The organism is Microbacterium horticulturae, assembly GCF_029094505.1.
GTDB classification, from domain to species: domain Bacteria; phylum Actinomycetota; class Actinomycetes; order Actinomycetales; family Microbacteriaceae; genus Microbacterium; species Microbacterium horticulturae.
In genome coordinates, this window is the sequence record NZ_CP119108.1 from 1,460,414 (window position 1) to 1,479,387 (window position 18,974).

Here is an 18,974-nt window from a genome sequence, read left to right on the forward strand (position 1 = left end):
CGTGCGAGAGTGGATCGGTGACGGTCTACCTGGATCACGCGGCGACCACGCCGCTGCGAGCCGAAGCACGCGACGCGTGGCTGGATGCCGCGGCCCGCTGTGGGAATGCGTCATCGATCCATCGGGCGGGTCAGGACGCCCGCCGGCTGCTCGAGGAGTCGCGCGAGCGCCTTGCGGCGACTCTCGGCTGCGACCCGATCGAGGTCGTGCTCACCTCCGGGGGCACCGAGTCGATCAACACCGCGCTCAAAGGCCTGTGGTGGGCTCGGGCCGACGGCGCCGACGCGATAGTGCTGCCGGACGGCGAGCATCACGCGACCCTCGATTCCGTGCAGTGGCTGCGCGAGCACGAGCACGCACCGGTACGGCCGGTGGGGGTGGATGCCGCGGCCCGCATTCCTGTGGACGGGTTCGCCGCGGCTCTCCCGGGCGCCGCGGTCGCGACCGCCCTGGTCGCGAACAATGAGGTCGGCACGATCAACGATGCCGCCGGGCTGGCCGCGGCGGCCCGCGACGTCGGCGTGCCGCTGCACCTGGATGCGGTGTCGGCCTTCGGGCACATTCCGGTGTCGTTCCGTGCTTGGCGGGGCGAGGCGGCCGGGCAGACAGGGCTGTGCGCGCTGAGTGTGTCGGCGCACAAGATCGGCGGGCCCGTCGGCGTCGGTGCGCTCGTCGTCTCGCGCCACGCCCACCCGACCGCCCTCCTGCAGGGCGGCGGCCAGCAGCGCTCGTTGCGCAGCGGCACGCAAGATGTCGCAGGGGCCGCTGCGTTCGCCGTCGTCGCCGAGCTCGCACTCGCCGAGCGGCAGACCGAGGCTGCGCGTCTTGTCGCTCTGCGCGACCGGCTGGTGCGCGGCATCCATCAGTCCATCGCCGATGCCGAGCTGCTGGGCGACCCCATCGACCGGCTGCCCGGCAACGCGCACGTGCTGTTTCCCGGCGCGCTCGGCGAGACGCTGCTGTTCCTGCTCGACCGCGCCGATGTGAGCGCATCGACCGGGTCGGCGTGCCAGGCCGGCATCCCCGAGCCCTCGCACGTCGTCATGGCGATGGGGCGGACCGGCGCCGACGCGCGGCAGGTGCTGCGCTTCACGCTCGGGCGCACCACGACGCAGAGCGACGTCGACGCGGTGCTGGCGGCGCTGCCGGCCGCGGTGGAGCGCGCGCGGGCATCCGGCGCCCGTGCAGCAGCGCACTCGTAGACTGGAGCCCATGCGTATTCTTGCGGCGATGAGCGGTGGTGTCGATTCCGCCGTGGCGGCTGCGCGCGCCGTGGAGGCGGGGCACGAGGTCATCGGTGTGCACCTCGCTCTCTCACGCGCGGGCGGCACGCTGCGCACCGGGAGCCGCGGCTGCTGCACGATCGAAGACGCGATGGACGCGCGTCGGGTCGCCGACGTGCTGGGCATTCCGTTCTACGTGTGGGATTTCTCCGAGCGGTTCCGGCAGGAGGTCGTCGACGACTTCATCGCCGAGTACCAGGCCGGGCGCACCCCGAACCCGTGCATGCGATGCAATCAGCACATCAAGTTCGCGGCTCTGCTCGAGCGCGGTCTCGAGCTCGGCTACGACGCGGTGTGCACCGGCCACTATGCCAAGCTCGTCGACGGACCGCAGGGGCGCGAGCTGCATCGCGCGTCGGAGGCGGCGAAGGACCAGTCGTACGTGCTCGGAGTGCTGACGGCCGAGCAGCTCGCGCACACCTACTTTCCGCTGGGCGACACCCCCTCGAAGGACCTCGTCCGCGCCGAGGCCGAGCGACGGGGTCTCGCCGTCGCCAAGAAGCCCGACAGCTACGACATCTGCTTCATCCCCGACGGCGACACCCGCGGCTGGTTGGCTGACAAGGTCGGCGAGTCCGACGGCGACGTCGTCGATCGCACGGGGACTGTCGTCGGCACCCACCACGGCGCCCATTCGTACACGGTCGGGCAGCGGCGTGGGCTGCAGCTGGGCGTGCCCGCGCCCGACGGCAAGCCGCGCTTCGTGCTCGAAGTGCAGCCCGTGACCAACACGGTGGTCGTGGGGCCGAAAGAGGCGTTGGCGACCGCTGAGATCGCCGGTGAGCGCTTCAGCTGGGCAGGCCGCGCGCAGGCCGCGGGAGAGTTCGACTGCGCGGTGCAGATCCGTGCGCACGCCGACCCGGTGCCGGCGCAGGCGCGGTTCACAGGCGGGGCCGTGACGGTGCGCCCGGAGCACCCGTTCGACGGCGTGGCTCCCGGTCAGACGGCGGTCCTGTACGACGGCACTCGCGTGATCGGTCAGTTCACGATCGACCGCACGGTCTCGGCCGTGCCCGTCCCCGAGAGTGTCGGCGCTCGCTCCTAGACTGAACGCGTGGCAGACGAGCAGCTGACCCTCGACCAGGCGCGTGCTGAGGCGAACGACCTCACCGAGCGCATCCTGACTGCGCGCGACGACTACTACGGCCGCAACGCCGAGGTCGTCGACGACGCGACGTACGACGGGTGGATGCGGCGGCTCGAAGAGATCGAGCGGTGGTACCCCGAGCTGCAGGGACAGGACTCGCCCACGCTCACCGTCGGCGCCGCTGAGAACACGCCGTTTGCTCCTGTCGAGCACGCCGAGCGCATGCTGAGCCTCGACAACGTGTTCTCGCCCGACGAACTGCGTGACTGGTGCGTGAAGGCCGAGGCGAGCGCAGGGCGCACAGTGCGCTGGCTCACCGAGCTGAAGATCGACGGACTCGCCATCAGCCTGCGTTACGAGCACGGCCGGCTCACTTCGGCCGCGACGCGCGGTGACGGCCGTGTCGGCGAAGACATCACCATGAACGCGGTGCGGGTGCACGGCATCCCCGACAGACTCGCCGGCACGGGGCATCCCGCCCTCGTCGAGGTGCGCGGCGAGGTGTACATCCCGGTAGCGGCGTTCGAAGAGCTCAACGAGTTCCAGGCGGAGTTGCGCGAGCGCGTCGTGGCCGATGCACGGGAGCGGCCGCGGTTCGATGAAGAAAAGGCGCGCACGAGCGCGCAGCGACGGTTTCCGGCCTTCGCGAACCCGCGCAACGCCGCCAGCGGCGGGCTGCGGCAGCAGCTCGACAAGAAAGACGGCCTCGAGCTCGAGTCGGGCACGCGACGGCTCGACTCCCTGCGCCTTCTCGTGCACGGGATCGGCGCCTGGCCGAATCCGCCCGTCTCGTCGCAGAGCGAGGTGTATGAGCTGCTGGCGGACTGGGGACTGCCGACGAGCCCGTACTATCGCACGCCTGACACCATCGACGGCGTGCTCGAGTACGTCGCGTACTACGGCGAGCACCGACACGATGTCGAGCACGAGCTCGACGGCATCGTCGTCAAGGTCGACGAGCTCGCGCTGCACGACGAGCTGGGCGCCACCAGTCGTGCACCGCGCTGGGCGATCGCCTACAAGTACCCGCCCGAGCAGGTGAACACGAAGCTTCTCGACATCGTGGTCTCGGTCGGACGTACGGGGCGGGCGACGCCGTATGCGGTGATGGAGCCGGCGCGGGTCGCGGGTTCGGTCGTGCGCCAGGCGACTCTGCACAACCAGGACGTCGTGAAGGCCAAGGGCGTGCTCATCGGCGACACCGTGGTGCTGCGCAAGGCGGGCGACGTGATCCCCGAGGTGCTCGGGCCCGTCGTCGAGCTGCGCGACGGCAGCGAGCGCGCGTTTGTGATGCCGGAGTTCTGCCCCGAATGCGGGTCGCCACTGCGCCCGGCCAAGGAGGGCGACATCGACCTGCGGTGCCCGAATGCACGGTCGTGCCCGGCGCAGGTGCGCGGACGGGTCGAGCACATCGGTTCGCGCGGAGCGCTCGACATCGAGGTGCTCGGCGAGGTCACCGCCGCCGCACTCACGCAGGCCGAGCCGCCGGCGGAGGCGCCGCTCGACACTGAGGCCGGGCTGTTCGAGCTCACGCTCGACGAGCTCGTGCCGATCTCGGTGATCGTGCGCGATGCCGAGACGGGGCTGCCCAAAGAGACGGATGGCGTGGTCAAGACGCGGCGTCCGTTCCGTCGCAACCCCACGGCCGATGAGCGCAAGGCGGGGCTCGAGGGACCCCAGCCGTCGGCCTCGGCCATCAAGCTGCTCGACGAGCTCGAGAAGGCCAAGACGAAGGATCTCTGGCGACTGCTGGTGGCGCTGAACATCCGGCACGTGGGGCCGGTGGCGGCACGGGCGCTCGCGCAGTGGTTCGGGTCGTTGGACGCGATTCGGGCAGCCTCGCGTGAAGACCTTGCGGCGGTCGAGGGGGTCGGCGGCATCATCGCCGACTCACTCATGGACTGGTTCGGGGTCGACTGGCACGTGGACATCGTGTCGCGGTGGACGGACGCCGGCGTGCAGTGGGCGATTCCCGGGCATGCCGGGCCGGGCGCCGTGACGGCTGGGGGAGTGCTCGAAGGCGTCACGGTCGTGGCGACCGGGTCGCTCGAGGGCTACAGCCGCGAGGGCGCGCAGGAGGCCATCATCGCCGCGGGCGGCAAGGCCGCGTCATCCGTCTCCAAGAAGACCGACTTCGTGGCGGCGGGACCGGGCGCGGGCTCGAAGCTCACGAAGGCCGAAGAGCTCGGCGTGCGCATCCTCGACGCGGCGCAGTTCAAGATCCTCGTCGAGCAGGGGCCCGACGCGCTGGACTCGGCGGATGCCTGATCGACTCATCGTTCTCAACGGCACCCCGGGGGCCGGCAAGACGACGCTCGCACGTCCGTTGGCGGCCGAACTCGGCGTTCCCGTTGTGTCGAAGGACGCAATCAAGGAAGCGCTGAGTGAAGCAGTCGAGACGAAGCTGCCCACGCGAGCGATCGGGGCCGTCGGAGCCGATGTGTTGTGGCGGATCGTCGCGATGCTCGATGGCACAGTTCTGGTCGAATCCGCGTGGATGGCGGGACGTGACGAGGAGTGGTTCCGGCGCGGGTGGTCGTCTGCGGGCTCTCCGGTCGGACTCGAGGTCTGGTGTGAGGCACCTCGCGATGTCATGCGTGCGCGGTATCGCTCACGGCCGCGTCATGCCGTTCATGACGACAGCGCCCGTCTGGCCGAGTGGGAATCGTGGGCGGATGCCGGACGCCCTATGACGGGCCTGCCGGTTCTCGCCGTCGATACGTCGTCTCCTGTCGACATCGTCGTGCTTGCAAGGCGGATCGAGCGGAGTAGGTTCGGCACGGGGCGTTGAGGAAGCGTGATCACAGAGGGCGAGTTGAGAGCGGGAGTGCTCGGTGCTGCGGATGCAGACCTCCGCGCACGAAGGCTTGATACGCTGCACCAGCTGCACGGAAGCGTCATCCTGCCCGTCGATTCGCGCGCTGCCGCTCACTGGGCACGCCTACGTGCGCATCTTTTGCAGGAACGCCGCCGCATGGGCGTCAACGACCTCTGGATCGCAGCGATCGCCGCCGCCAACGAGTTACCCGTCGTCACACAAGACGCCGACTTCGACGCGCTGGAGGGCGCCCCCGGCGTCACCGTGATTCGCGTCTGAGCGCGCTCAGCCCTTGTGGCGGGGCTTGCGCGGCGGACGATCGTCGCAGTCGCGGTACGACGGGCGGTCATCGCGGCGCGGGCGGTCGTCGAAACCATCGCGCGGGTGACGCCGATTCGGCGCACCGCGGTCAGGCCTCATCTGGATGAGCTTGCCCGAGATGCGGGTGCCGCTGAGCTTGTCGAGCACCGACGGATCGAGGTTCGTCGGCAGTTCGACGATCGAGAAGTCGGGCTTGATCGTGATCACACCGAAGTCGTCGCGCCGCAGGCCGCCCTCGTTCGCCAGCGCACCGACGATCTGACGCGGTTCGACATGCTGGCGACGACCCACCTCGATGCGGTAGGGCGCATAGTCGCCCCGGCTCCGACGCGGCCCGCGGTCGCCGCGCCCGGGGCGATCGCCGCGAGCAGGCCGGTCACGCTGCGGCCGGTTCACCGCATCGACGGATGCCGCGAGCGGATCGTTCTGAGGATCGAGCAGCAGCGGCGTCGCCCCCTGGGCGACAATCGCGAGGGCGGCTGCGACATCCTGCTCCGGCACGTCATGGTGGCGCACGTAGTGGTCGATGATGTCGCGGAACGCCTCGATGCGGCCGGTCGCCTCCAACGCCTCGGTGATGGCGTCGTCGAAGCGCGTGAGACGGGTCGTGTTGACGTCTTCGGTCGTCGGCAGCTGCATCTGCGCCGGCTGCTGCCGGGTCGCCTTCTCGATGTGCTTGAGCAGATAACGCTCGCGCGGCGTGATGAAGCTGATTGCATCGCCCGAACGACCCGCGCGGCCCGTGCGCCCGATGCGGTGCACATACGACTCGGTGTCGGTCGGGATGTCGAAGTTGATGACGTGGCTGATCCGCTCGACGTCGAGCCCGCGCGCGGCGACGTCGGTGGCCACGAGGATGTCGAGCTTGCCGTCCTTGAGCTGGTTCACCGAGCGCTCGCGCTGAGCCTGAGGGACGTCGCCGTTGATCGCAGCGGCCGAGTATCCGCGGGCGCGCAGCTTCTCGGCCAGCGTCTCGGTCTCGTTCTTCGTACGCACGAAGACGATGACCCCGTCGAAGTTCTCCACCTCGAGGATGCGGGTGAGGGCATCCACCTTCTGTTGGTAGGAGACGACGAGGTACCGCTGCGTGATGTTCTGGTTCGTCGTCGTCTTGGTCTTGATAGCGATCTCTTCGGGCTCCCGCAGGTACTGCTGTGCGAGGCGCCGGATCGCGGCGGGCATCGTCGCCGAGAAGAGGGCGACCTGCTTGTCTTCGGGCGTCTGTGCGAGGATCTGCTCGACGTCTTCGGCAAAGCCCATCTTGAGCATCTCGTCGGCCTCGTCGAGCACGAGGTACTTGAGCTCGGCCAGGTCGAGCGTGCCCTTGGCCTGGTGGTCCATGATGCGGCCGGGCGTCCCGACGACGATGTGCACGCCGCGTCGCAGCGCCGACAGCTGCTGGCCGTACCCCTGACCGCCGTAGACCGGCAGCACGTGCACGCCCTTGAGGTGGCTCGCGTACGACTCGAACGCTTCGCAGACCTGCAGGGCGAGCTCGCGGGTGGGGGCGAGCACGAGCGCCTGCGGCGTCTTCTGCGACAGGTCGAGGCGCTCAAGGATCGGCAGCGCGAACGCGGCGGTCTTGCCGGTGCCGGTCTGCGCCGTGCCGAGCACGTCGCGGCCCTCCATCAGGAGTGGGATCGTCGCCGCCTGAATCGCCGACGGCGTCTCGTAGCCGAGGTCGCGGATCGCAGCCAGGACCCGCCCGGTCACCCCGAGCTCTTCGAAACCGGGTCCCTGCGGCTCGGCCGCGGTCTCGGTCTCTTCGGTCGACGCGCCTTCTGCGGCATCCATCGTCTCTGTCATTGTCCGGCTCCTGTCAGGTCAAGCAGTTTCTCGCGCACCTGGCGGCGCAGCACCTTGCCGATCAGCGACTTCGGCAGTTCGTCGACGACGAAGACGCGCCGCGGAACTTTGTAGGGGGTGAGGATGCCGCGGGCGAAGGCGCGGATCGCCTCGACGTCGGGCTCCTCCACGTTCGGAACCAGCACAATCGCGGCCACGACCTCTTCGCCGGAGTGCTCGCTGGGCAGCCCCACGACGGCGACGTCATCGACATCGGGATGCTGGCGCAGCGCGTTCTCGACTTCGGTCGGGGCGACGTTGAAGCCGCCCGTGATGATGAGCTCCTTGATGCGGTCGACAATGCGCACGAACCCGGCGTTGTCGATCGTGACGATGTCGCCGGTGCGGAACCATCCGTCGACGAACACGGCCTCGGTCGCCTCGGGCTTGCCGTAGTAACCGCCGAACACCTGCGGCCCACGGACCAGGAGCTCGCCGGCGGCACCGGGCGCGACATCCGTTGTCGGTTCATCCGGGTCGACGACGCGGCACTCGGTGCCAGGAAGCGGCAGTCCGACGGTGCCGGGCACGCGATTGTCGGCGACGGGGTTGGCCATCAGCACGGGGGAGCACTCACTCAGCCCATAGCCCTCGACGAGATAGCCGCCGGTGGCCTTCTCGAACGGCACGACCAGTTCGTGTGGGAGCGCCATGGCCCCCGAGATCGCGATCTCGGTGCCCTCCAGCGAGACGCCCTTCTCGTGCGCGGCCGTCAGCAGCCGTTCGGCGATCGGCGGCACGAGCGGCAGAAACGTCGCGGGGTGCTTCTTGGTGACATCCAGCACCAGATCGGGGTCGAACTTGGGGAACAGCACCAGCCGCGCGCCCATCGACATGGCGAACGTCAGGCACAGCGTCAGGCCGTAGGCATGGAACATCGGCAGCACGGCATAGACGACGCACCCGTTGCCGCGGACGATCTGCGGCACCCACGCCTGCGCCTGTGCGGCGTTCGCGAGCAGATTGCGGTGCGTGAGCGACGCGCCCTTCGGGGTGCCGGTCGTGCCGCTCGTGTACTGGATGATGGCGAGGTCGTCGGTCGCCGGCTTCGGGTGGCGGGCAGGCAGCGGTTCGGAGCCGACGATCTGCTTCCAGCCGATCGTGCCGCTCACACGGCTGTACAGCGCCTCGCGCGACTCGCGGGCCTTCGCGACCGGCAGCCTCAGGGCCAGGCGGGTGCGCAGCGGCATCGCCTGGATGACGTCGACGGAGATGAGGTTGGTGACGGCGAGGTCGGCGGGGAAGTCGTGGATGCTGCCGACGACCTTCGTCCAGACGATCGCCGTCTTCGCTCCGTGGTCTTCGAACTGCTTGCGCAGCTCGCGCGGCGTGTACAACGGATTGTGTTCGATCGCGATGGCGCCCAGGCGCAGGATCGCATAGAACGCGACGATGTGCTGCGGGCAGTTGGGCAGCACGATGGCCACGGTGTCGCCGGCGGCGACACCTCGTGCCTTCAGACCCGCGGCCGCCCGGTCGATCTGCTCCTGCAGCTCGCGGTACGTCGTCTCACGGCCGAAGAACTGGAGGGCGGGTGCGTCGGGATAGTCGCGAGCGGAGGCCGCGACGATGTCGATGAGCGAGCCGGTGACGGGTTCGAGATCTTCGGGCACGCCGGCGGCGTAGCTGGCGGTCCACGGGCGCGGTGGATCGAACGACGTCATCCACCCAGCCTACGCGTCGGGAGTGGCGCGCACCGGACTGGGCGCGTGCCTCCTGGGGATAAGGACGGCCACGCTCACACCGACACGGCACCGATCGACAGCAATGCGGAGCTGACGATCGAAATGGCAGCGCGCAGATGGTTCGACGCGGCCCACGGGCGATCGAACCGTGCCCACCCAGCCTTCGCGTTCGCATCGGTGGCCGCGGCGAGCGTGTTGTTCAGCGGAACGTTGACAGCCGCCGTGAGGAAGAACGCGACGAGCGCGGCGACTGCTCCACCGATGAGCCACCAGAACCCTTCGGCGCGAATGACGAACGCTGCGACGATCACGGCCGCCGCGCCCAGCGCGGAACCGATGAACGGCACCATGAACGCGCTGCGCGGTGCCTTCTCGTTGATGCGCTGCATCGCGCGGACGGCATCGCCCGCCGGCAGTGTGCGCAGCGCGGGCAGGACGAACGTCGAGAACGCGAGGTAGATGCCCGCGTTGACCATCGTCAAGGCCGCGGTGACCCAGACCAGGATCGTGAACCAGATCGGCGCGCTCATGGTGGATCACCCGGCAATCGGTGTGCGGACGAGACGAACGCGAAGGATCCACTCAGGCATGCCCCCAGCCTGTCGCATGACCGACGTCTGTGGGAAGAGCCACTGACAGCCCCGAGAGGGCTCGAGGACAGCCGTCCGGGAGGCGCCGATCGTTCGCGCTCTAGAGATTCGCTCGCGCGCATGCGAATTTCAGGCGCAAACGTCGAGAACGACAGCGCGAGCGGAACGGGTGTGCACATCGTGGGCGCCGACACAGACGCCGCGGGCGCGGCATCCACTCGCCCGTAGACTGGAGGGGTGTCAGAAATCACCCCCGATCTCGTGCGCCATCTCGGTGTGCTCGCGCGCATCCGACTGAGCGATGAAGAGGTCGAGCGCCTCACCGGCCAGCTCGACGTCATCGTCGACAACATCGCGAAGGTGTCCCAGGTGGCCACGCCCGACGTGGCGGCCACCAGTCATCCCATCGCTCTGCAGAACGTCTTCCGACCCGACGTGGTCGGGCAGACGCTGACGCATGAGCAGGCGCTGCAGAATGCACCGGATGCCGCGGACGGCCGATTCCGCGTGACCGCGATCCTGGGGGAGGAGCAGTGAGCGACATCATCCGTCTGACCGCGGCCGAACTGGCCGACAAGCTGGCCGCCGGCGAGATCTCGTCGGTCGAGGCCACGCAAGCCCACCTGGACCGCATCGCCGCCATTGACGGCGACGTGCACGCGTTCCTGCACGTGAACGAGAAGGCGTTGGATGCCGCGGCCGACGTCGACCGCCGGCGCGCGGCCGGCGAGCAGCTCGGCCCCATCGCCGGCGTTCCGCTGGCCATCAAGGACGTGCTCGTCACCACCGACATGCCGTCCACGAGCGGATCGAAGATCCTCGAGGGCTACATGTCGCCGTTCGACGCGACGGTCGTCGCGCGCTCGCGCGCGGCGGACCTCATTCCGCTCGGCAAAACGAACATGGATGAGTTCGCGATGGGCTCGTCGACCGAGCACTCGGCGTACGGCGCCACCCACAACCCGTGGGACCTCGAGCGCATCCCCGGCGGCTCGGGCGGTGGCTCGGCCGCCGCGGTGGCAGCCTTCGAGGCGCCGCTGGCGCTCGGCTCCGACACCGGCGGGTCGATCCGCCAGCCTGCGCACGTCACCGGCACCGTCGGCATGAAGCCGACCTACGGTGGTGTGAGCCGCTACGGCGCCATCGCCCTGGCCTCATCGCTCGACCAGGTCGGACCCGTGACCCGCACCGTGCTCGACGCCGGCCTGCTGCACGACGCCATCGGCGGGCACGACCCGCACGACTCGACCTCACTGACCGACGCGTGGCCGTCGTTCGCCGCCGCCGCCCGCGAGGGCGCCCGCGGCGACGTGCTCAAGGGTCTCAAGGTCGGCATCGTGACGGAGCTGCCCGACAGCGGCTTCCAGGCCGGGGTCGCCGCGTCGTTCCGCGCCTCGATCGAGCTTCTGCAGGCGCACGGCGCCGAGATCGTCGAGATCAGCGCACCGCACTTCGAGTACGGTGTCGCCGCCTACTACCTCATCCTGCCGGCTGAGGCATCCAGCAACCTCGCGAAGTTCGACTCCGTGCGGTTCGGGATGCGCGCCGACGTTCCCGCAGGCACCGTCGAAGACGTCATGGCAGCGACCCGCGACGCCGGGTTCGGCGACGAGGTCAAGCGCCGTGTGATCCTCGGCACGTACGCGCTGTCGGCGGGGTACTACGACGCCTACTACGGCTCGGCGCAGAAGGTGCGCACGCTGATCCAGCAGGACTTCACCGCCGCCTTCGGTCAGGTCGACGTGATAGCGACGCCGTCTGCGCCGACCACGGCGTTCAAACTCGGTGAGAAGATCGGCGACCCGCTGCAGATGTACCTGAACGACCTGACGACCATCCCGGCGAACCTCGCGGGTGTTCCGGGCATCTCGATCCCGTCGGGCCTGGCTTCCGATGACGGGCTGCCCGTCGGCATCCAATTCCTCGCACCGGCGCGTGAAGACGCCCGGTTGTACCGTGTGGGCGCCGCACTCGAGGCCGCGCTCGTCGACTCATGGGGCGGCCCGCTGCTGGATCGTGCCCCCGTTCTGGGAGGGGCACGCTGATGGCTGCGAAGATCATGGACTTCGACAAGGCTCTTGAGCTGTTCGAGCCCGTGCTCGGCTTCGAGGTGCACGTCGAGCTGAACACCAAGACCAAGATGTTCTCCGATGCGCCCAACTCGTTCGGGCGCGAGCCGAACACCGATCTCGCGCCGGTCGACCTCGGCCTTCCGGGATCGATGCCCGTCGTCAACGAGCAGGCGGTGCGGTACTCGATCAGCCTGGGCCTGGCCCTGGGCTGCTCGATCGCCGAGTCGTGCCGTTTCGCGCGCAAGAACTACTTCTACCCGGACCTGGGCAAGAACTACCAGATCTCGCAGTACGACGAGCCCATCGCATACGAGGGTCAGGTCGAGGTCGAGCTCGAAGACGGCACGCTGGTACAGGTGCCGATCGAGCGGGCGCACATGGAAGAGGATGCCGGAAAGCTGACCCACGTCGGGGGAGCAGCCGGTCGCATCCAGGGCGCCGAGTACTCGCTCGTCGACTACAACCGCGCGGGCGTGCCGCTGGTCGAGATCGTCACCAAGCCGATCTTCGGCGCCGAGCACAATGCTCCCCAGCTGGGCGCCGCCTACGTGCGCACGATCCGTGACATCGTCCGGTCGCTGGACATCTCCGACGCGCGTATGGAGCGGGGAAACATCCGCTGCGACGCCAACGTCTCGCTGCGCCCGCGTGGCCAGGAGAAGCTGGGCACCCGCACCGAGACCAAGAACGTCAACTCGATGCGCTCGGTCGAGCGCGCGGTCCGGTACGAGATCCAGCGACAGGCGGCGATCCTCGCCGACGGCGGCACGATCACGCAGGAGACACGGCACTGGCATGAAGACACCGGCGTGACCTCGCCGGGCCGCCCGAAGTCGGACGCCGACGACTACCGGTACTTCCCGGAGCCCGACCTGCTGCCCGTCGTGCCCTCGCGAGAGCTGGTCGAGCAGCTGCGCGCCGCTCTGCCCGAGCCGCCCGCGGCGCGTCGCCGTCGGCTGAAGACGGAGTGGGGCTTCACGGACCTCGAGTTCCAAGACGTCGCCAACGGCGGCGTGCTCGTCGAGGTCGAGCAGACCATCGCCGCCGGGACGACGCCCGCCGCCGCGCGCAAGTGGTGGACCGGCGAGATCGCCCGCCTGGCCAATGAGGCCGGGCGTGAGACCAGCGACCTGGTCGAGCCCGCCTCCGTGGCCGAGCTGCAGACGCTCGTCGACGCCGGCACCCTCACCGACAAGCTCGCCCGGCAGGTGCTGGAGGGCATGGTCGCCGGCGAGGGCAGCCCGCAGGAGATCGTGGATGCCCGGGGCCTGGCCGTCGTCTCCGACGACGGAGCGCTCATCGCCGCGATCGATGAGGCGCTGAAGGCCCAGCCCGATGTGCTCGCCAAGATCAAGGACGGCAAGGTGCAGGCCGCCGGCGCCATCATCGGCGCGGTCATGAAGGCCATGCGCGGGCAGGCCGACGCGGCCCGCGTGCGCGAACTCATTCTGGAGCGCGCCGCGCAGTAGCGGCATCCACTCGCGGAGGCCGCCGATGTCGGCGGTCTCCGCGAGAATGGATGCATGGGACGCGGCGACGGATCGAGCAGACGTGTCTCGCCCGACGGTGCCGATGACACCGGCGCCGGCATCCTGCATGTCGACATGGACGCGTTCTACGCATCGGTCGAAGTGCTCGACGACCCCTCGTTGCGGGGCAAGCCCGTCATCGTGGGTGGCGTCGAGGGACGCGGCGTCGTCTCGAGCGCGACGTATGAGGCCCGCCGCTATGGCGTGCGCTCGGCCATGCCTGTGGGGCAGGCGCTGCGCCTATGCCCGGCGGCGATCGTGGTGCCCCCGCACTTCGAGCGGTACCTCGCGCTGTCGGGTCGTGTCATGGACCTGTTCCACGAGGTCACACCGCTGGTCGAGCCGCTGTCGATCGACGAAGCCTTCCTCGACGTGCGCGGCGCGCGCCGGCTGTGGGGCCCGCCGGGTCGGATCGCGCGGATGCTGCGTACCCGGGTCCAGGATGAGACCGGTCTGACCTGCAGCGTGGGCGCAGCGGCCACCAAGCACGTCGCGAAGATCGCGTCGACCATGAGTAAACCCGATGGGCTGCTGATCGTCGCCGAGGCCGCCACCGAGTCGTTCCTCGAACCACTGAGCGTGCGCGCACTGTGGGGCGTGGGGCCGAAGTCGTCGGAGGCGCTGGAGTCCCGCGGCATCCGCACCGTCCACGACATCCGCGATACACCGCGGCCCGTGCTCGAGCGCATCCTCGGGGCGTCGATGGGCGACCGCATCTGGCATCTGGCACGCGGACTCGACGCCCGCGAGGTCGAGACCGAGCGCATCGAGAAGAGCATCGGGCACGAAGAGACGTTCCGCACCGACATCGCCGACGAGCGGGTCCTGCGGGCGGAGTTGCGGCGCCTGGCCGATCGCGTCGGCGCGCGCCTGCGTGAAGCGCAATGGGAGGCCGCCACGGTTTCGATCAAGGTGCGCTTCGCGGACTTCTCCACCTACACACGTGCGCAGACCCTGTCCGAGCCGACGAACGTCGGGCAGCGCATCGGCGCCGCCGCCCTTGATCTGTTCGACCGCCTTGAACGGCCGTTGCCCCTCCGCCTGATCGGGGTGCGTGCCGAGAAGCTGCGCGCTGCAGGCGCCGGGGGACTCACCCTCTGGGACGACGACGCCGAATGGCGGCAGGTCGAAGGGGCGCTGGATGACGCGACCGCCCGCTTCGGGGCGGGAGTGGTCACGCGGGCAGCTCTCCTGGGTGAGCGGCGCGATGTGCGCGGCGTCACGCATCACCCGCCGGTTCGTCGACACGACTGAGCGTCGACGCGATAGAGGGTGGGAATGCCGCCCGCGGACGGCTACCGTGGGAACATGCCCAACATCGCACTCGAGCTCGGCAAGCAGGCCGCGTCATTCGGCGTCAACGGCGCCTATGGCAAGCAGGAGGATGTCGACGGCATCCGCGTCATCCCGGTCGCCCTCAGCTGGACGGGCTTCGGCGGCGGATCCGACGAGGCCGGCAACGGCGGCGGGGGAGGCGGCGGCTACGCCGTGCCGATCGGCGCGTACGTGCGTCGCGGCGACGACCTTCGGTTCGAACCGAACATCGTCTCGTTCCTCGCCGTCGCGATCCCGTTCGTGTGGGTCGCAGGCCGCGCGCTCGCACGTGTCATCAAAGCCCTCAAGAAGTGACACCGACGCGGTCGACGTTGCCCTGCGGGTGGCCGCCGACCGTGTTCTGACCGCCGTGCGGGCGGCCCCCTCGACAGCTCCGGTCGTGCTCGTCGACGGACGCAGTGGGGCCGGCAAGTCGACGCTCGCACGACTGCTGGTCGAGGAGTGGGGCGGTCCGGTGCAGCTTGTCGCCCTGGACTCGCTCTATCCGGGATGGGACGGGTTGGATGCGGGTGCCGAGCTCGCTCGGCGGTGCATCCTCGAGCCGCACCACCGGGGAGTGGAGGGTGTCTGGCGGCGCTGGGACTGGGCCGCGGAAGCTCCGGCGGAGGAACATCGCGTCGCGGCGGATCGTGCGCTGATCGTGGAGGGAGCGGGCATCCTCACTCCCGCGACGGCGCCGCTGGCCGAGGTCACACTGTGGCTGAACGCACCCGAGGCATCGAGGCGCACGCGGGCCCTCGATCGTGACGGAGACGCATATCGCCCGCACTGGGAGCGGTGGGCGCGCCAGGAGGAGCGGCACCTCGCACGCGACCGGCCCGACGAGCTCGCCCTGATCGCGGTGGACGTGCCCTGAGCGCGCCGCGCGCGAACTGGTGCCGAAGGCCCTAGGCCTGCTGGACGAGCATCTCCAGGCGGTACCCGAGCCAGTCGTACACACCGAAACGAGGGTCGTCCTCGTCGTGGTCGTCTTCGTCTGATACGCCGAGTCGCGACGCCAGCACCAGCCTCAGTGCGGCCAATGACCGCAGCCACGCCTCGAACTGTTCGGGGGAGAGGGCGATGGTCACCTCTTCGAGCGACTCCGTGTCTGTGCGTGGCATCTCGAAGGGGACGCCCAGCGTCTCGAGCACGGTCTGCGCGTCCTCCTGGCGACGCGACAGGAGATCGGATGCCGTCAGATCGCGGAACTGGCGTGACGCTTCGGTGTCGTCGGGATACGCGTCGGGGGTGAGTCGCTGCACCGCTGGATCGGCGTTGTCCGCAGCATCCATCAACTCACGGAACTGGCGCAGAAGCTCGGCCAGGTTCGCTGCCTCGATGCGGGTGATCTGCACAACGGTCATTGCGGGGCCTTCCGGATGGTGGCCCAGAGGCCGTAGTCGTGCATGGCCTGTGCGTGCAGTTCCATCTGCTCGCGCGGTCCCTCGGCGACGACGGCGTGGCCGTCGTGATGCACGGAGAGCATGAGCCGCGTGGCGACCTCGCGCGGGTAGCCGAAGTACTGCTCGAGAACGCGCACGACGTAGCTCATGAGATTGACCGGGTCGTTCCAGACCACCGTCTGCCAGGGCCGGTCGGGAACGACCGACTGATTCAGATCGACATCTTCGCGGGTGTCGGGGGCCGCCATCAGGTTCATGCCCATCCCAACTCATGGAGGCGGTCATCGTCGATGCCGTAGAAGTGGGCGATCTCGTGCACGAGCGTCGTGTGCACCTCATCGCGCAACTCGGCCTCGTCGGCGCAGACATCGAGGTGCGGCTCGCGGTAGACGATGATGCGGTCGGGCAGTTCGCCGACGCCGTAGCGATCGCGCTCGGTCAGCGCCCACCCGTCATACAGGCCCAGCAGATCGAGGCTGCCGTCTTCGGGGCGGTCCTCGACGACGAAGACCACGTTGTCGAGACCTTCGACCATGTCGTCGGGAAGGTGGTCGAGCTCATCGACGACGAGAGCCTCGAACGCTTCGGCATCCATGTCCAGCATCCGTGGTTCCTACTCTTGACGTCGATGAAGGGATGGCTCCATCTTCGCAGGCGCAACCGGACAGCGCGGCCGTGGCGGAAACAGGTGAGGTCCACGCCAGGGCATGGACCTCACCGTTGTGGGGTGGCTGACGGGGCTTGAACCCGCGACCCCCGCGACCACAACGCGGTGCTCTACCAACTGAGCTACAGCCACCATGTTCCCGCTCTCACGGGCAACCAGAAAATTCTCTCACACCTGAGGCGCAAACGACGAAACGGCGGCGGCAGCGGCCGCCTTGGCGTCGTCGCTGGTGGGGCCGGGCTGCGCGACGAACACCGCATCGCGGTAGTAGGCCAGTTCACGGATGGACTCGCGGATGTCGGCGAGGGCCCGATGACCCCCGTCTTTCGCCGGTGCGTGGAAGTACGCACGGGGATACCAGCGCCGCGCGAGCTCCTTGATGCTGGAGACATCGACGTTGCGGTAGTGCAGCCAGTTGTCGACCTTCGGCATGTACTTCGCCAGGAACATGCGATCGGTCCCGATCGTGTTGCCGGCCAGCGGCGCCTTGCCCGCCAGGGGCACGAAGCGCTTGATGTAGGCAAGGGTGAGGCTCTCGGCCTCCTGCAGGCTCACGCCCTGCGGGATCTCTTCGATCAGCCCTGACGTCGTGTGCATCTTCGTGACGAAATCGCCCATGTGATCGAGCGCCGCGGGAGTGGGCCGGATCACGACCTGCAAGCCCGGGTCGAGCACATTGAGCTCGAAATCCGTGACGACGACGGCGATCTCGACAAGCTCATCGACACTGAGGTCGAGGCCTGTCATCTCGCAGTCGATCCATACGAGCCGGTCGTTTTCGGATGCTCCTGCCATGCGTTCATCCTACTGACCGGTACGGACACGACGATCGCAGAGCCCCTCCGGGAGGATTCGAACCCCCGACCTTGCGGGTAGAAACCGCTCGCTCTGTCCCCTGAGCTACGGAGGGAAAGGTGCTTACAGGGTATCGAACAGCAGTGGCTTCCGGGAACAGGCCTGGCGTGGCGTGTGGCCGCGGCGTACGGTCGGCAGTGCGCGGAGGAGGTCATGCGATGAACGAGCAGACAGCGGGGAACGAAACGCGGCACGCGGTGTGGGTGGCCTACGGAACGGGTGGCGTCGTCGGCAGCATCCGCGAAGGTGACGACGGGTGGACCGTCACCATGGCGGGAGCGGACCGGGCGGGGGGAACGTACCCTTCCATGGAAGTGGCGAAGGCGGCACTGCACTCGGCGATGACACCCGGCAGCGAGTGGCCGCGATTCGAGCAGCACTGACGCACGCCGCGTGGTGTGCGCGTCAGCGCGCGTAACGCAGGCAGTCGACGGCGTCGTCGAGGGACCAGAAAGCCCCGAGCTCGCGGAACGATCGTGACCCGGGGTGGTAGTGCAGTGCCCGGTAGCGGGTTCCGCGCGCCTCGGTGACCGTGTCGACGTGGCCGATGATGAGCCCTGCGGCGTCGACGAGGCGCCAGCGGCTGTCGCCGATCGGGATCAGTCGCAGTCCGAGCCCGGGGCGCAGCCGCGGGGATGGGGCAGTGCGTGTTGTCATGACCATGATGACCTCCTCCACTCGAAGATAGGTGCGACCTCCGACATTGAACTCATCGGTTCCTCCCCAGAACCCGCCCAACGGCGAAATCACGGTCGCCATCCACAGATGTCCTGATCAGCGCCCCGTCAATGAGTCCGTCGCGACAGAGTGGAGTCTGCTCCGGTGCTCACTGGGCACGGGGCACCGGAGCAGCCGGGCGGCTGCCCGGCAGTGTCGGAAAGGACAGTGAGATGAACGACACGATCACGATCATGGGGAACCTGGCCGCCGACCCGGAGAAGCGGATGATCGGCGGCGGGATGACGGTCACGAGCTTCCGTGTGGCCAGCACCCAGCGGCACTTCGATCGGAAGGAGGGCAAGTGGGTCGACAAAGACACCAACTGGTACGACGTGTCGGTCTTCCGCGACCTCGGCGATCACGCCTATGAGTCGCTCCGCAAAGGGGAGCGGGTCATCGTGAACGGTCGGCTGAAGATCCGACCGTGGCAGACCGAGAAGGCCAAGGGCACGAGCGTGGAGATCGAGGCCGAAGCGGTCGGCCATGACCTGCTGTGGGGCACGACGAAGTACACACGGGTGCGCCGGGGCGACGAATGGAACGTGCCGGGGATGGATGCCGCGACCGCCGACGGTGCGGATGGTGCCGCCGGGACCGACCCGAGCGGCGCTGCGGGCGACGGCGTGGTGCAGGAATGGACGACTGCCCCATTGGGGCAGGGTGAGGGCGCGCCCGGGGCCGGGACCGCCCAGGAAGCGGGCGCACCCGTGCTCGAGGGGGCGCCGTTCTGACGATGTGGTGGGCGCTTGCATGACGGCTGCGCAGGCGCCCACCACATAGAC

The 18,974-nt window shown here is 68.9% G+C and carries 21 protein-coding genes and 2 tRNA genes; 13 read left to right on the top strand and 10 right to left on the bottom strand.

Annotation, left to right across the window (positions count from 1 at the left end):
- Positions 1 to 17: 17 nt before the first annotated feature.
- From PU630_RS06865 to PU630_RS06885, 5 genes are read left to right on the top strand one after another with little or no spacing between them, the layout of a single operon-like run.
- Positions 18 to 1,202 (top strand): cysteine desulfurase family protein, encoded by a 1,185-nt coding sequence (locus PU630_RS06865; protein ID WP_275279615.1) that lies wholly within the window; start codon positions 18 to 20, stop codon positions 1,200 to 1,202.
- A gap of 10 nt (positions 1,203 to 1,212) precedes the next feature.
- Positions 1,213 to 2,328: a tRNA 2-thiouridine(34) synthase MnmA gene (mnmA, locus tag PU630_RS06870; RefSeq protein ID WP_275279616.1), complete on the top strand. Its 1,116-nt coding sequence runs from the start codon at positions 1,213 to 1,215 to the stop codon at positions 2,326 to 2,328.
- A 9-nt stretch (positions 2,329 to 2,337) separates the two neighbouring features.
- Positions 2,338 to 4,638: an NAD-dependent DNA ligase LigA gene (ligA, locus tag PU630_RS06875; RefSeq protein WP_275279618.1), complete on the top strand. Its 2,301-nt coding sequence runs from the start codon at positions 2,338 to 2,340 to the stop codon at positions 4,636 to 4,638.
- Entirely contained in the window at positions 4,631 to 5,161 is a 531-nt protein-coding gene (locus PU630_RS06880) for a P-loop nucleotide/nucleoside kinase family protein (protein WP_275279619.1), read from the top strand. The genes ligA and PU630_RS06880 overlap by 8 nt, the downstream gene beginning before the upstream one ends.
- Positions 5,162 to 5,197: 36 nt before the next feature.
- Positions 5,198 to 5,467, top strand: coding sequence for a PIN domain-containing protein (locus tag PU630_RS06885; protein WP_275279621.1), 270 nt, complete (start codon positions 5,198 to 5,200; stop codon positions 5,465 to 5,467).
- Positions 5,468 to 5,473: 6 nt separating this feature from the next.
- Here PU630_RS06885 and PU630_RS06890 read toward each other — a convergent pair whose 3' ends face one another.
- The 3 genes from PU630_RS06890 to PU630_RS06900 all read right to left on the bottom strand — a co-directional run bounded on the left by PU630_RS06890 (position 5,474) and on the right by PU630_RS06900 (position 9,569).
- On the bottom strand, positions 5,474 to 7,315 hold the full coding sequence (locus tag PU630_RS06890; RefSeq protein WP_275279622.1) for a DEAD/DEAH box helicase: 1,842 nt from the start codon (positions 7,313 to 7,315) through the stop codon (positions 5,474 to 5,476).
- Positions 7,312 to 9,018, bottom strand: coding sequence for a long-chain-fatty-acid--CoA ligase (locus tag PU630_RS06895; RefSeq protein ID WP_275279624.1), 1,707 nt, complete (start codon positions 9,016 to 9,018; stop codon positions 7,312 to 7,314). Before PU630_RS06895 ends, PU630_RS06890 begins: the two co-directional genes overlap by 4 nt.
- Positions 9,019 to 9,092: 74 nt before the next feature.
- Positions 9,093 to 9,569, bottom strand: coding sequence for an anthrone oxygenase family protein (locus tag PU630_RS06900; RefSeq protein WP_275279625.1), 477 nt, complete (start codon positions 9,567 to 9,569; stop codon positions 9,093 to 9,095).
- Between the two features lie 297 nt (positions 9,570 to 9,866).
- Here PU630_RS06900 and gatC point away from each other — a divergent pair, with 297 nt between their 5' ends.
- Genes gatC through PU630_RS06930 form a run of 6 tightly spaced genes read left to right on the top strand, consistent with a single transcriptional unit; the run spans position 9,867 to position 15,421 of the window.
- Entirely contained in the window at positions 9,867 to 10,166 is a 300-nt protein-coding gene (gene gatC / locus PU630_RS06905; protein ID WP_275279626.1) for an Asp-tRNA(Asn)/Glu-tRNA(Gln) amidotransferase subunit GatC, read from the top strand.
- Complete coding sequence (gatA, locus tag PU630_RS06910) at positions 10,163 to 11,674, top strand: Asp-tRNA(Asn)/Glu-tRNA(Gln) amidotransferase subunit GatA (protein WP_275279627.1); 1,512 nt, start codon at positions 10,163 to 10,165, stop codon at positions 11,672 to 11,674. The genes gatC and gatA overlap by 4 nt, the downstream gene beginning before the upstream one ends.
- Positions 11,674 to 13,170, top strand: a complete 1,497-nt coding sequence (gene gatB, locus PU630_RS06915) for an Asp-tRNA(Asn)/Glu-tRNA(Gln) amidotransferase subunit GatB (protein ID WP_428981986.1) — start codon at positions 11,674 to 11,676, stop codon at positions 13,168 to 13,170. The genes gatA and gatB overlap by 1 nt, the downstream gene beginning before the upstream one ends.
- A 54-nt stretch (positions 13,171 to 13,224) precedes the next feature.
- Positions 13,225 to 14,484, top strand: coding sequence for a DNA polymerase IV (locus PU630_RS06920; RefSeq protein WP_275279628.1), 1,260 nt, complete (start codon positions 13,225 to 13,227; stop codon positions 14,482 to 14,484).
- Positions 14,485 to 14,538: 54 nt separating this feature from the next.
- Complete coding sequence (locus tag PU630_RS06925) at positions 14,539 to 14,859, top strand: hypothetical protein (protein WP_275279629.1); 321 nt, start codon at positions 14,539 to 14,541, stop codon at positions 14,857 to 14,859.
- Between the two features lie 28 nt (positions 14,860 to 14,887).
- A complete protein-coding gene (locus tag PU630_RS06930) occupies positions 14,888 to 15,421 on the top strand; it encodes a nucleoside/nucleotide kinase family protein (RefSeq protein WP_275279630.1) in 534 nt (177 codons plus the stop codon).
- A 31-nt stretch (positions 15,422 to 15,452) separates the two neighbouring features.
- Here the strand turns inward: PU630_RS06930 and PU630_RS06935 are convergent, their stop codons facing one another.
- From PU630_RS06935 to PU630_RS06960, 6 genes are all read right to left on the bottom strand, one after another.
- Positions 15,453 to 15,911 carry a DUF2017 family protein gene (locus PU630_RS06935; RefSeq protein WP_275279631.1) on the bottom strand — a complete coding sequence of 153 codons (459 nt, stop codon included), beginning with the start codon at positions 15,909 to 15,911 and terminating at the stop codon, positions 15,453 to 15,455.
- Positions 15,908 to 16,213, bottom strand: a complete 306-nt coding sequence (gene clpS, locus PU630_RS06940; protein WP_275279632.1) for an ATP-dependent Clp protease adapter ClpS — start codon at positions 16,211 to 16,213, stop codon at positions 15,908 to 15,910. The genes PU630_RS06935 and clpS overlap by 4 nt, the downstream gene beginning before the upstream one ends.
- Positions 16,204 to 16,554 (bottom strand): metallopeptidase family protein, encoded by a 351-nt coding sequence (locus tag PU630_RS06945; protein ID WP_275279633.1) that lies wholly within the window; start codon positions 16,552 to 16,554, stop codon positions 16,204 to 16,206. The genes clpS and PU630_RS06945 overlap by 10 nt, the downstream gene beginning before the upstream one ends.
- 119 nt (positions 16,555 to 16,673) lie before the next feature.
- Positions 16,674 to 16,749, bottom strand: a tRNA-His gene (locus tag PU630_RS06950).
- Positions 16,750 to 16,785: 36 nt separating this feature from the next.
- On the bottom strand, positions 16,786 to 17,412 hold the full coding sequence (orn, locus tag PU630_RS06955; RefSeq protein WP_275279634.1) for an oligoribonuclease: 627 nt from the start codon (positions 17,410 to 17,412) through the stop codon (positions 16,786 to 16,788).
- A 42-nt stretch (positions 17,413 to 17,454) separates the two neighbouring features.
- A tRNA-Arg gene (locus tag PU630_RS06960) sits at positions 17,455 to 17,527 on the bottom strand.
- Positions 17,528 to 17,630: 103 nt separating this feature from the next.
- On the opposite strand from PU630_RS06960, the gene PU630_RS06965 reads away from it, so the two are divergent.
- Positions 17,631 to 17,855, top strand: a complete 225-nt coding sequence (locus tag PU630_RS06965; RefSeq protein WP_275279635.1) for a methyltransferase — start codon at positions 17,631 to 17,633, stop codon at positions 17,853 to 17,855.
- Positions 17,856 to 17,877: 22 nt separating this feature from the next.
- Here the strand turns inward: PU630_RS06965 and PU630_RS06970 are convergent, their stop codons facing one another.
- Positions 17,878 to 18,135 carry a hypothetical protein gene (locus tag PU630_RS06970; protein WP_275279636.1) on the bottom strand — a complete coding sequence of 86 codons (258 nt, stop codon included), beginning with the start codon at positions 18,133 to 18,135 and terminating at the stop codon, positions 17,878 to 17,880.
- A gap of 227 nt (positions 18,136 to 18,362) precedes the next feature.
- Here PU630_RS06970 and ssb point away from each other — a divergent pair, with 227 nt between their 5' ends.
- Positions 18,363 to 18,923 carry a single-stranded DNA-binding protein gene (gene ssb, locus PU630_RS06975; RefSeq protein WP_275279637.1) on the top strand — a complete coding sequence of 187 codons (561 nt, stop codon included), beginning with the start codon at positions 18,363 to 18,365 and terminating at the stop codon, positions 18,921 to 18,923.
- Positions 18,924 to 18,974: the final 51 nt, after the last annotated feature.